The organism is Halalkalibacter flavus (assembly GCF_036663575.1).
Classification (GTDB): Bacteria; Bacillota; Bacilli; order Bacillales; family Bacillaceae_D; genus Halalkalibacter; species Halalkalibacter flavus.
Window position 1 is genome coordinate 98,906 of record NZ_JAWRVK010000013.1, and the last position, 11,746, is coordinate 110,651.

The window sequence follows — 11,746 nt, forward strand, 5'->3', positions numbered from 1 at the left end:
ACTTTGAACAAGGTGAAAGTGTTGTCTGTATCTCTGAGATGAAATCTGTTTTTTGTAAAAAATGTGGAAATGACTTTCCTGCAGAATGGAGTAAAAAATCAAAATTCGAACATGTAGGAGGAGACTCCACTGAAAGAGCTATAAAGTGCTAGTTATGAGAAACATCCTATTTTTTCTTATAAAAACGAAAAGGTGTAAAATGAATGAAAAAATGAAAAACAATTATTTTATTACTCTTAAAAAAACTCCTTAAGGGACAAGGAATTTAGACTATATGGATAAGTCTCTATAGCTTTTCTACTCACTTGCTTCAGCATAGGAAAATGAACAAACGGGTTGATTTAAAAATCTCTATTTTGAGAAGTATAGAAAGGGAGAATGACATCAACAGTTGTTCGTTTATCTACTTCACTATTAATCACTATCTTTCCTTGATGTGTTTCACCAATTTTATAACAGATCATTAATCCTAAGACGATCTCTTTGTCTTGTATACTATAAAAAGGTTCTCCTATATATGGTATACGTTCCATTCGAATCCCCTATCCATCTCCTTGACCGATAAAAACGAATGCATACGTGCGGATAATCACTGTTATCGATTTGAATCAAAATTTCTTCTTCCGTTGGCATCGCTTCAATCGCAACCTGTGGCTACTTTATAAATTCATTTGTAATACTCTCTATTTACTCGGTCTCTGATCACATCAAATCTGTATAACCCTGTTTATTCTCATTTTCCATTGATTTTAGTAATTGTGTAAATCCTTTACTGGTCGTTAAAGGATTTCGAATTTTATGAGCGATTACAGTACCTATTTGCCTTACAACACAAAGCTTCTCCAATTTTCCTAATCCTTTTTTTAGTTTTCTGCTTGAGTGGATCTCACCTGCTACTTAGTCGGAAACTTCATACAGAAGTAATAAATAAGGAGGGGTTAGTATGGAACTATTTGAAAAATTATACGATGAGCAAAAAAAAGCTAATGTAAGGTTTTTTGGTTTTACAACGGATCATTTTCGATATGATTTCGGGATAGTTTATACCGATATGTTTTTTGGAAAACCACTTGTCATATGCATGCAAACAGGTAGATCAGCTTTGTTGGATTCAAGTGATATTAAGAATATTGAGTATTTAAAGACGGTATTTCGTATTAGTTCGCTTAAAGAAGCAGAGGATTTATCAATGTTTCTTGAACATCCCATTTCTACCTCATTTTATATTGAACAGTATAGTTGATTGTTTTTTATAGTTCCTTAAATGAAGAATCGACATGGGGTAAACCCTAAAGCATTCATATAAATACAGGGTTATTCTTTTAGTCGCCCTTTGCCAGCCGAATCGTATCAATTCTGATTAAAGTAAGACCTACAAGTTTTTTGATATGACTTTATTTATTATGTAGATTTATCTAATAATACCTAGAACCATTAGGTTACTTCTTAAGAAGACGAAGGGTTAGTTTTTGTTTCCCTACGTCTTTTTTATGGTAATAAACTTAACAAGGATGCCCGTGACCTGACGTCAAGTAACAAGCACTTCTTATTGGTGGAGTAACTGCCGATATAAAAGAGGAGATGGGGGGATACGTCAGCCCTTACTACAAATGAGACTAAACGATTGAATCTCTTACCTTCGCCTCATTATTCAAATTTTTATTTTTTCGTATGACCTATTTTGCTATGATATGACTAGCTAATAGATAACAAGGTTTTACTCAAACAAAATGAGGCAGGTGGGAAACGGGCTTGTATACATATTGGATTTGGCTATTTTTACTCTTACTATCTTGGCTATTTGCCTTATTGCATTATCAGGGGAGTTTCTTAGAAATCCCAAACCGGATCATGGGGTGTGCAGCCTTCTTTAGCTTTTTTTTTATGTTACCTTTATTTAAAAAGCATCCATTCATTTTTACGATGATCACGGCTTTGATGGCAGCATCGGCTGTTTTTACGCTATGGCCGGATAACAGCGGAACAACGAATCCATATACCCTCCTTGTTTTTACAATCTTAGCAGGGATGTCGGTGTTTTACCTCAAAGGTTGGCAGAGTATTCTAATCGGATGCATCCTGCTTGTAGGTTTGGTTGCACCTCATTTTTTCGTGTATCCTAGTTATTCACTGGTCTTTATTGTGCTTTATACATTGTTAGTGGGGGTTGCGTTGGCGACATATCGCCAAACGAAAACTAAGGTAGATGAAATCGAAGCTAGGAACGAAGCGCTATTGAGCGAGTATAAAAAAATGAGGCGGCGTCTCGTAAACGATGAGCAGGCTGCAAGGCAGGAAGAGAGGAACCAGATTGCCAAGGAAATCCATGATTCTGTCGGTCATAAATTAACGGCATTACTCATGCAATTGGAAGTAGCGCGAATGGAACAAACGGATGAAGGAGCTCATTCACGGCTCCTAGAATTAAAGCAGCTTGCAAAGGAGAGTCTTGAGGAAACACGTCGAGCAGTGAAAACGTTGAAACAAGATGAAATAGGTGGATTGTCTGCGATTATCAGGCTCGTTCGAAAACTTGAAGCCGAGAGTTATATGCGAATTCAGTTTTCAATCAGACATGGTGCGTTAACGGCGCCATTAGGAAATGAACAGGCGATCGCCGTGTATCGTGCAGTACAGGAAGCCCTGACAAATGTGATGCGGCACTCCGGTGGCCGTGAAGTGGAAGTCGTCTTTGAAGCACCTGCTGGAGGGGTATTTCGATTTGAAGTGTCGAACCCAGTGAAAACGCCAAAGCAGTACAAAGAAGGATTTGGACTATCTTCGATGAGAGAACGGATTGAGGATGCTGGCGGGAAACTTGAAATCGCTCAATATGATGGACAATTTATCGTGCGCGGGACGTTACCTCTTCTCGCAACGAAAAGGGGGAAGATGGAGTGATTCGAATATTACTAGCTGAAGATCAGGTGATGGTTAGACAAGGATTGAAAATGATGGTGGAGACAGACTCAGAGATAAAGGTAACAGGGGAAGCGAGTCATGGTAAGGAAGCTGTTTCCCTTTGTGAAAAACAACATTTTGATGTGATTATTATGGACATCCGAATGCCTGAAATGGATGGATTGGAAGCGGCCCGCATCATCCACTCCCGTTGGCCAAACCGTAAAGTACTCATGTTAACGACTTTCAATGACGACGAATATGCATTGGAAGCTCTAAAGAGTGGAGCGAGTGGTTATATGCTCAAGGATGCGGAACCACAGGAACTCATCAAGGCCATTCGAAGTTGTTTGGCCGGCGGTCTCTCCTTGCAAGACCAAGTAGCAGCAAAAGTAATGCCCCGTCTCCTCAAACAACAAGAGAGAACACAAGATGTGAATCCAACTCTCACACCGAGAGAGTTGGATATTATCCGCCGAATTGGCGAAGGGCGAAGTAACAAAGAAATCTCAGAGGAACTGGCCTTGTCGGTTGGTACAATAAAGAATCATATTACCACGATCCTCGATAAGCTTGAGCTGAGAGACCGCACACAGATTGCGATTTATGCGATCAGACATAACCTTGTTTAAGCCTTTATTAGGATCAATGTCGGAGAGCTATTAATAATAAAATGACTTAAGTCATGCAAAATGAAAAATCTGATGACTGAAGACAGTGGGAGCACTGTCTTTTTATGTATATACTTTGAATTATATTAGACATGAAATAACGTCCACCAATAGCGAATGCAAGGGTTAATCTTATGAAAAAAGCGTTTTACGATAAAAGGAGGTAGTGGCATGCTTGAAACAGAAGAGCTGAAAAAAGTTTTTAAGGGAAAGCCTGCAGTAGACGGTGTTAATTTATATATGGATAAAGGGGAATCGGTCGGGTTATTAGGCCCGAATGGAGCAGGGAAATCTACAACCATCTCCATGATTTCCTCCCTCATCAAACCTACTTCAGGCGATGTGAAGCTGAAGGGCCAAAGTGTTTTGAAGGATCCAGGGATTATTCGGAATGTCTTAGGTGTTGTTCCACAGGAAATTGCTTTGTATAACGAACTGACTGCCTATGAAAATTTGAAGTTTTTTGGAAGAATATATGGATTGAAAGGGAAGGAGCTAGAATCGAAAATTCAGGAGGTACTAGAGATTGTCGGTCTGAAGGAGCGACAAAAAGAAATTGTCAAAACCTACTCAGGAGGAATGCAACGACGAATTAATATGGCTGCAGCGATGCTTCATGAACCAGAACTTCTTATTATGGATGAACCGACTGTGGGGATTGACCCCCAATCAAGGAGTCACATCCTGGATACGGTAAGGCATCTTAACCAAGAGAAGGGCCTAAGCGTACTGTATACAAGTCATTACATGGAGGAAGTGGAGCGACTGTGTGACCGTGTATACATCATGGATCACGGTCAGATTATTGCATCCGGAACAAAGGATGAATTAAAGAGCATTTTGTCCGGTGAGGAGACGATCTGGATCGACCTAGACCGGCCTTATCCAGACTTGGTCACGGACTTGCAGTCGCACGATGGAATCCGTCAGACGATTGAAACGGAGAAGGGCTTGAAGTTGATCGTACCAAAGGGAAGCAAGTTACTCGGTAGTATCTTTCAGGCTGCGGAACGTCATCAGGCACAAATTTTAAATGTTAATGTGCAGGTACCATCGTTAGAAGACGTGTTTTTACACCTTACAGGTCGAAAGCTAAGGGATTGAGGTGAAGAAGATGGGAAACTTTTTAAGAAAGGATCTTCTCGTTCTGCTTCGTGATCGAACAGAACTAATGATTCTCCTGCTCATGCCAATTTTATTAATCGTTATTCTGAGCTTCGCTTTAAGGGGGATCCTTGGTGGGGATACATCGGACTTCCATATGGATGTTGCTTTTGTGATAGAGGACGATGAAGAGCAGGGTGTGATTGATTTTATAGAAGATTTGGAAACGATGGGGATGCCTCCAGAAGTGATGATGGAATTGGAACGAGTTGTAGAGGAAGTAAAACCTTATACCATGTTGGAAGACCTAATGAATAATGAAAGTGTCAGCAACATGGTGACAGTGGAAGAACTTGATTTTTCCGAAGCAGAGGAAGCATTGAAAAACGAAGATGTCACCGCAATATTGTTGATTCCTGAAGATTTCACGTACCATTCCCTAAAAAAAATGCTATTAAATGAAGGGGATGGCAGTGAACTGAAAATGACTGTGAAGGACTATAGTTCGATTCGAACAGATGTATTTCTTAGCATTGTGAATCGCTATGTTAATACAGTGAATTTTGAAACGGCAATATCTCAGGCGTTAATAGATTTGGGCCATGGGGATGTTTTGGCAGATCGAGCTGAAGGAGAGGTGATGGAGGCACGGGAGTTCGGAGGAGTAGAATCCATTTCTGCTCGTGAGCCGATCACATCTTTCCAATATTATACAGTCAGTATGGCTGTGATGTTTGTATTATTTGTAGGAGCAACGATTGCAAGTAAAGCGTATGTGGAAAAAAAGCAGCATGTATTTAATAGAATCATACTCTCGAACCGTCATCCGATTGTTTATTTAGGTGGAAAAATGATTTCGGCATCTGTCATTTCTTTTCTCCAACTGATCATCCTTTTTCTTGTATCCACCTTGGCCTTTCGAACATTTCCCCTTGATGAACCGGCGTTTTGGGGAGGGATTGCTATCATTGCCATCATTCTTGCAATCTGTGTAGGTGGTTTTGCTTCTTTATTAACAGCGCTAACGGTGAAATACGAAAATGATGCCCTTAATCATATTTTTTCTGGTGGAATTGTGACGTTACTTGCCCTTGTTGGCGGAAGCTTCTTCCCAACATCCGAAATGCCGGAAATTATTGGAACCATAGGGAATTGGACACCAAATGGTGCGGCATTAACTGCATTTTTAAAGTGGATGCAGGAGCTTGATATGACGACGATTCTCCCTTATTTAATTCGAATCGTAGCGTTGGCAGCCATTTTGATTATAAGCAGTATTCTTATCTTTCCAAAAAGGAGGTCGTTGTAGATGAAATCAGTATTTTTATTACAGTGGCAACGGTTACGCCGTGCTCCTATACTCGTTCTTTCATTCCTCGGGTTAACCATTCTGTTCGTATCTTTTCTAGCAGGATTTGGTGGACCGAACAGCCAGATTACGATTTACACCTACGGAGACCCTTCCTTGGAGGAAGAGAAAAAGGTAGAGTGGCTAGATCGATTAAATGAAGCGGAGAATATGACTTTTCGTTGGGTAGAGGAATCAGAAGCACGTGATGCGGTTTCTTCTGGGGAGGCCGGGCTCGCACTGAAGTTGATGAACGATGATTATCGAATTCTCATCGCAGTACAGGAGCCGTCTAGTGTTACAGTGGAAAACTATGTGTATCAGGTTTTTTCGGAGGAGTTACGGTTACAGGAAATAGCATCACAGGTAGACGCGGGTGAATTCCGTACAGAATTTGAACGGTCTTTGAATGAACCTAGCATGAAGGTAGTAACTGAATCCCTGAGTGGAGAAGAAAGTTCATTTATCTATGATGACCAACTTCACGTCTTGTTTGGGATGACTCTATTCTTCTCCATATACACGATTATGTTTAGTTTAATGAATGTGGCGGAGGAAAAAAGAGTGGGAACCTGGGATCGTCTCATTGTTTCGCCCCTGCACAAATGGCAGATCTATTTGGGACATTTGCTTTACTGCTTTCTGATTGGGTATGTTCAAATTCTCGTCGCTTTCCTATTTTTCAAAGTTATCTTTGGATTTGATTTGGGACAGCGGTATGGCGCTCTTTTATTAGTCATTGCTTGCTACACGTTTGCAATTGTGAGCCTCGGGATGCTTGTCATGGGGCTAGTGAAAAGGTCTCAGCAAATGCAGGCAGTCATTCCCATTCTCGCTACGGCGATGGCCATGCTAGGTGGTGCATATTGGCCAATCGAGATTGTAACAAATGACATCATGGTTGCCTTAGCAAAAGGGATGCCGATTTATTATGGACTAGATGCCTTAAGAGGTGTTGCCATCTATAACCTTGGATTGCCTGAACTGTTGCAGCCCATATCGATTATGTTATTGTTTGGCGTGGTCTGCATGGGACTCGGAATCAATTTGATGGAGCGCCGGTCATAGAAGTTGGATTTTATTTGAGAAAACTTAAAGTGAAGAACTGGAAAAAATAAGAGGCTAATAACCTTCATAAAGCTGATGAAGGCCAAACCATTTTAGATAAGCATGGGAAAAGGTCTTCATAAAGCTGATGAAGATCTAAACAGCCTTGAATAGCGTGGGAAAAAGTCTTCATAAAGCCGATGAAGACCCAAACAGACAAAAAGCATGGGAAAAAGTACTTCATACAAACCAATATGAATTATTCTTGTTGGAGATAACAGCATCTTCAAGTAACGGATAGCTTTAGAGCAACAAGCCAAATTAAAAAAGTCGGTTCTTGAGTATACAAGAATTCGACTTTTTTAGGTTGTAATTTGTTTAAGTAATGAATGTAATATTCCTCCACATCGTGGAGATAACTATCATGAAACTTATGCAGTAAATCTTCTTCTGCTAATGTACTCCAAAAAAGGAATAGGTGAAAACATATGGAGGTTTTAAAAGAGTCAGCTATTATATTAGCAAGAATTATTACGATCTTCCCATTATTCTTATTAATAACACATTATATGGGCAAACGTTCCATTGGAGAAATGCCTATTTTCGATTTTCTCATTATTATGACCTTAGCCAATGTTGTAGGAGCTGACATTGCTGACCCAAAGGTAGATCATATTTATACTTATTTAGCTATTATAGTAATTCCACTTATACAAAGATTAACTGCCTACTTATCAATTACGCATCGAAAAATAGGGGAAAAAATAACTTTTGAACCTACGTTAGTCATTCAAGATGGGAAAATCTTAGTGGAAAACTTAAAAAGGATTAGGTATACCATCGATAACGTGTTGCGAATGTTACGACAAAAAAATATTTTTGATATAAGTGAAGTTAAAATTGCAATTATCGAAGCAGATGGACAAATAAGTGTGTTAAAAAAAGAAAATAAATTGGGAGTAACCATTGAGGATATAAATGTAAAAAAGAAAAGTAAAAGTTTGTCTTATCCTTTAATCGTAGAAGGGAAAATTTACGAAGATATACTAAACTATTTAGGCTTAAATCGACAATGGTTAGTTGCTGAATTACAAAGAAGACAGATTGCACAAGTAAATCGCGTCTTCTTCGCTTCCATTAATGATGACAACGAACTTCATGTTTCCCTAAAAAATGAACACCAACAAATGCCACCGTTTTACAACTAACTAAGGGTTCTTTACGAAATCATTATTTCCTAGTTGAAGTAATAAAGAAGTACCAATCCTTAAAGGTAGATTAAATCAATCCAGAGTTCTTTCAATTTTCTTGGCTGTCTTTTTTAGCATAGCTTTATTTTAACTCGAACAGTGGAAGACTCGTTAATGAGTGGATTTTAGCAGGAGATTATTTTGGTTGTATAGAGATTGTTAAGTTAAAATAAACATGTCCTATCAGTTTGATAAAATGTGCTTAAGCATGGTATAAGTGTAAAAGAAGCAGGGACATTTGCTTTTAATTTTGGGATAAGGGTTTGACCTGGTATCCCATATTGAGAGGGTTTGAATTATGAAAGATAATTTTTGGCGTGATTTACCACGACCTTTTTTTATACTGGCACCAATGGAAGATGTGACGGATGTTGTTTTTCGTCATGTAGTAAGCGCGGCAGCTAGGCCTGATGTGTTTTTTACAGAGTTTGCAAACAGTGATAGTTATTGTCACCCAGAGGGAAAGCAAAGTGTGCGCGGGCGTTTGGCTTTTACAGAGGATGAACAACCAATTGTAGCCCATATATGGGGGGATAAGCCTGAATACTTTCGGCAAATGAGTATTGGTATGGCGAAACTTGGGTTTAGAGGTTTGGATATCAATATGGGCTGTCCTGTACCTAATGTGGCACAACATGGGAAGGGAAGTGGCCTTATTCGTCGCCCAGATGTTGCAGCAGATTTAATCCAAGCAGCAAAAGCAGGTGGATTGCCTGTAAGTGTAAAGACAAGGCTTGGTTACACCGATGTAGACGAATGGCAGGGCTGGTTGACACACATATTGAAACAAGATATTGTTAATCTTTCTATTCATCTGCGGACAAGGAAGGAAATGAGCAAGGTGGATGCTCATTGGGAGCTGATCCCGGAGATTAAGAAACTTCGTGACCAGGTGGCACCAGATACACTCTTGACGATCAATGGGGATATTCCTGATCGACAAACTGGCTTGAAGCTTGCCCACCAATATGGTGTTGATGGGGTTATGATTGGCCGTGGTATTTTCAATAATCCATTTGCCTTTGAAAAAGAGCCGAAAGATCATAGCAGTAAGGAATTACTTGATCTTTTACGATTGCATCTAGATCTCCTTGATAAATATTCAGAATTAGAGCTACGTCCGTTCAAGGCTCTTCATCGCTTTTTTAAGATATATGTCAAAGGATTTCGAGGGGCGAGTGAATTAAGAAATCAATTAATGAACACAGAGTCAACAGATGAAGTGCGTGAATTGCTCGATAACTTTTGTTCAAAGAATCTTGATGGAATGGGGGACAGTAGAAGTGCCCCAATTACTAACTAGGTGAAAGATTGTACTTAAATTTAATTCTCTGTCCAAAAAGGACTTTATGTAATATATGAACGAAATGATAAACATTTTACATTAGACCATATATTAAATTTTAATGTGGTCTTTTCTAACTAAAAGCCCAAAGAACTTTTCTTCGGGCCTTTTTTCATTGTGAATTATTTTGTGATTTGGATTTGTGACAGTTGTGTAATTTAGCGTGTGAACTTGTCTATGTTTTTCCGTCTTGCACCTTATAATTCCCCGTTGGTGCCACCTGAGGGAAATCTCTCAAATTCTTTATTTGTTATAGATAGAACGGATCCGGGACCTGATTTCACGCCCATTTGTTGTTTGAAGAGCAAGAAACTTCGGCGGGGCGGGAATGGAGAAACTTGCGTGAGAATGTGACATCTCCATCAGAAGTGTACCGATTTCTTCGTGCTGTCTATTTTTTATTGTAAGCCAAAATACTCTCTTTTCGTTCGACGGAGTGCCCCACTGTTCTTTTTCAAGAGAATGGCGGAACAAAAGAAATCCGGCAATCACGAAGTCATCCTCTTTTACTTCGGCTGCTGAATGGAAACCGGCATCCTCAACTTGTTGCCAGACGGGTACGAGCAGCTTTTCTGCGTAAATACCGTAAGTTGCATCTTCATACTCCGGAAACAAGGTTTCAAGCTCCTCACGGTTGTCTTCAAGAATTTTCTTCCAGTTTGATTCAACATAAGCATTCAGTGTTTTCTCAAGTTCAGATATGTTCATGTTCTGATTAAATAAAGTCATTGGCTGGTCCCCTTTCTATTTTTGTTCACCCTTATCGTACAACCTTAGAGCAAATTTAAAAGTTTGATATAATAAATTCAGTAATAAAGAGTGATTTACAGGGGAAACTTTGCAAGCTAATTGAAGGAGAAAAATAAAATGGATAATCTTAAACCTGCCGACATTGCGGCGAAACTGAATGTAAGTACAAACACACTTCGTAACTATGAAGCAAGAGGACTGGTACCTTCGCCAAAACGAACAGCAAGTGGATACCGTGTTTACTCAGACATTCATCTTGTCTATTTTTCATGCATTAAATTGCTATCCGATGGTTTTGGAATGGATGTAGCAGTAAAAGTTATGGAAAACATCGGTAATAAGAAAATCGATGGAGCACTTTGGATTCTTAACGATGAGCAGATTCGTAGAGGAGAGGAAAAGAAGTTCGTGATGGAAGCCGTTGAACTAATTGAATACTCGGAGAAAAAATCAAGTCTCTGGTCCCTAGGGAAAGCCGCAGAAAGAATGAACGTTACCCGAACAGCCATCAGGTATTGGGATAAAGAAGGGTACATACGGGCGATACGGGATCCGGAAAGCGGCTATCGTAATTTTGATGTTCTTCAATTGGCTAAAATAAGTCTCCTTAAAGCGATGAACCATCGTTTTTATACGGATGAAAATGCACGGATGAAGGACAGGTTCGGGGGAGCAGAGGGAACAGCGGCATGCCGAAAACTTGCCGAGGAGGTTCTAACCCTACTAGGTATCCGAAATAGAAGACAGTTGAAAGCAATGGCTGCTGTAGAAAAACTTTTAGAGGTAATTGAATATGAATAAGTCGATCGCATTACTTTAGTGCTTTGGAGTTTATCTGGATGATGGAACATGGACCTTTATTCCAACCAGGCTCAACCATTTACACTACAATAGGGGGTGAACAGTTTACTTGAAGGGATCAAGTCCCACGGGATCTTCGTTCTAATGAAGGCCAAACCAGTCCAGAAAAGCATGGGAAAAGATCTTCATAAAGCTGATGAAGACCTAACCAGATAAAAAAGCAGGGGAAAAAGTCTTCATAAAGCCGATGAAGACCCAAACAGACAAAAATAGCATGGAGAAAAGTACTTCATACAAACCACTATGAATTATTCTTGTTGAGATAACAGCATCTTCAAGTAACGGGTAGCGTTAATCCAATAGAGGGTTAGCGCTTTTTCTGTTGAAGTTATTGTACGAATGAGCAGGTTTCTTAATTATAGCTTTGGGGTTAAGTGTTAACAATTTTTTAAAGCACAGCGGTAATATGTCAACACCCTAAAACTAGAAAATTGGAAATTGATTTAACTACAATCAAAAAAATCCCTAA

General features: G+C 39.5%; 10 protein-coding genes and 1 pseudogene. 9 read left to right on the forward strand and 2 right to left on the reverse strand.

The features are described from left to right. Positions 1-341: 341 nt before the first annotated feature. Positions 342-855: pseudogene (locus SAY88_RS10850) on the reverse strand (ATP-binding protein); the annotation flags it as partial. 88 nt (positions 856-943) lie between these two features. Here SAY88_RS10850 and SAY88_RS10855 point away from each other — a divergent pair. From SAY88_RS10855 to SAY88_RS10890, 8 genes are all read left to right on the forward strand, one after another. After that, positions 944-1,243, forward strand: a complete 300-nt coding sequence (locus SAY88_RS10855; RefSeq protein WP_332631745.1) for a DUF3055 domain-containing protein — start codon at positions 944-946, stop codon at positions 1,241-1,243. 509 nt (positions 1,244-1,752) lie between these two features. Then, positions 1,753-2,901 carry a sensor histidine kinase gene (locus tag SAY88_RS10860; RefSeq protein WP_332631746.1) on the forward strand — a complete coding sequence of 383 codons (1,149 nt, stop codon included), beginning with the start codon at positions 1,753-1,755 and terminating at the stop codon, positions 2,899-2,901. Next, entirely contained in the window at positions 2,898-3,533 is a 636-nt protein-coding gene (locus SAY88_RS10865) for a response regulator transcription factor (RefSeq protein WP_332631748.1), read from the forward strand. The genes SAY88_RS10860 and SAY88_RS10865 overlap by 4 nt, the downstream gene beginning before the upstream one ends. A 210-nt stretch (positions 3,534-3,743) precedes the next feature. Further along, positions 3,744-4,676, forward strand: coding sequence for an ABC transporter ATP-binding protein (locus SAY88_RS10870; protein ID WP_332631750.1), 933 nt, complete (start codon positions 3,744-3,746; stop codon positions 4,674-4,676). 10 nt (positions 4,677-4,686) lie between these two features. After that, complete coding sequence (locus tag SAY88_RS10875) at positions 4,687-5,985, forward strand: ABC transporter permease (RefSeq protein ID WP_332631751.1); 1,299 nt, start codon at positions 4,687-4,689, stop codon at positions 5,983-5,985. Next, a complete protein-coding gene (locus tag SAY88_RS10880; RefSeq protein ID WP_332631753.1) occupies positions 5,986-7,092 on the forward strand; it encodes an ABC transporter permease in 1,107 nt (368 codons plus the stop codon). It begins immediately after the preceding gene. Between the two features lie 467 nt (positions 7,093-7,559). After that, positions 7,560-8,279 carry a DUF421 domain-containing protein gene (locus tag SAY88_RS10885; RefSeq protein ID WP_332631755.1) on the forward strand — a complete coding sequence of 240 codons (720 nt, stop codon included), beginning with the start codon at positions 7,560-7,562 and terminating at the stop codon, positions 8,277-8,279. A 340-nt stretch (positions 8,280-8,619) separates the two neighbouring features. Then, entirely contained in the window at positions 8,620-9,624 is a 1,005-nt protein-coding gene (locus SAY88_RS10890) for a tRNA dihydrouridine synthase (RefSeq protein ID WP_332631757.1), read from the forward strand. 285 nt (positions 9,625-9,909) lie between these two features. On the opposite strand, the gene SAY88_RS10895 is transcribed toward SAY88_RS10890, so the two are convergent. Next, complete coding sequence (locus SAY88_RS10895; protein ID WP_332631758.1) at positions 9,910-10,395, reverse strand: DUF6022 family protein; 486 nt, start codon at positions 10,393-10,395, stop codon at positions 9,910-9,912. 138 nt (positions 10,396-10,533) lie between these two features. On the opposite strand from SAY88_RS10895, the gene SAY88_RS10900 reads away from it, so the two are divergent. After that, positions 10,534-11,217 carry a MerR family DNA-binding transcriptional regulator gene (locus tag SAY88_RS10900; protein WP_332631760.1) on the forward strand — a complete coding sequence of 228 codons (684 nt, stop codon included), beginning with the start codon at positions 10,534-10,536 and terminating at the stop codon, positions 11,215-11,217. The last annotated feature ends 529 nt before the right edge of the window (positions 11,218-11,746 follow it).

Coding starts and splice junctions, on each gene's coding strand:
- SAY88_RS10855 (WP_332631745.1), top strand. CDS start 944: ATGGAACTATTTGAAAAATTATACGATGAGCAAAAAAAAGCTAATGTA.
- SAY88_RS10870 (WP_332631750.1), top strand. CDS start 3,744: ATGCTTGAAACAGAAGAGCTGAAAAAAGTTTTTAAGGGAAAGCCTGCA.
- SAY88_RS10875 (WP_332631751.1), top strand. CDS start 4,687: ATGGGAAACTTTTTAAGAAAGGATCTTCTCGTTCTGCTTCGTGATCGA.
- SAY88_RS10880 (WP_332631753.1), top strand. CDS start 5,986: ATGAAATCAGTATTTTTATTACAGTGGCAACGGTTACGCCGTGCTCCT.
- SAY88_RS10885 (WP_332631755.1), top strand. CDS start 7,560: ATGGAGGTTTTAAAAGAGTCAGCTATTATATTAGCAAGAATTATTACG.
- SAY88_RS10890 (WP_332631757.1), top strand. CDS start 8,620: ATGAAAGATAATTTTTGGCGTGATTTACCACGACCTTTTTTTATACTG.
- SAY88_RS10895 (WP_332631758.1), bottom strand. CDS start 10,395: ATGACTTTATTTAATCAGAACATGAACATATCTGAACTTGAGAAAACA.
- SAY88_RS10900 (WP_332631760.1), top strand. CDS start 10,534: ATGGATAATCTTAAACCTGCCGACATTGCGGCGAAACTGAATGTAAGT.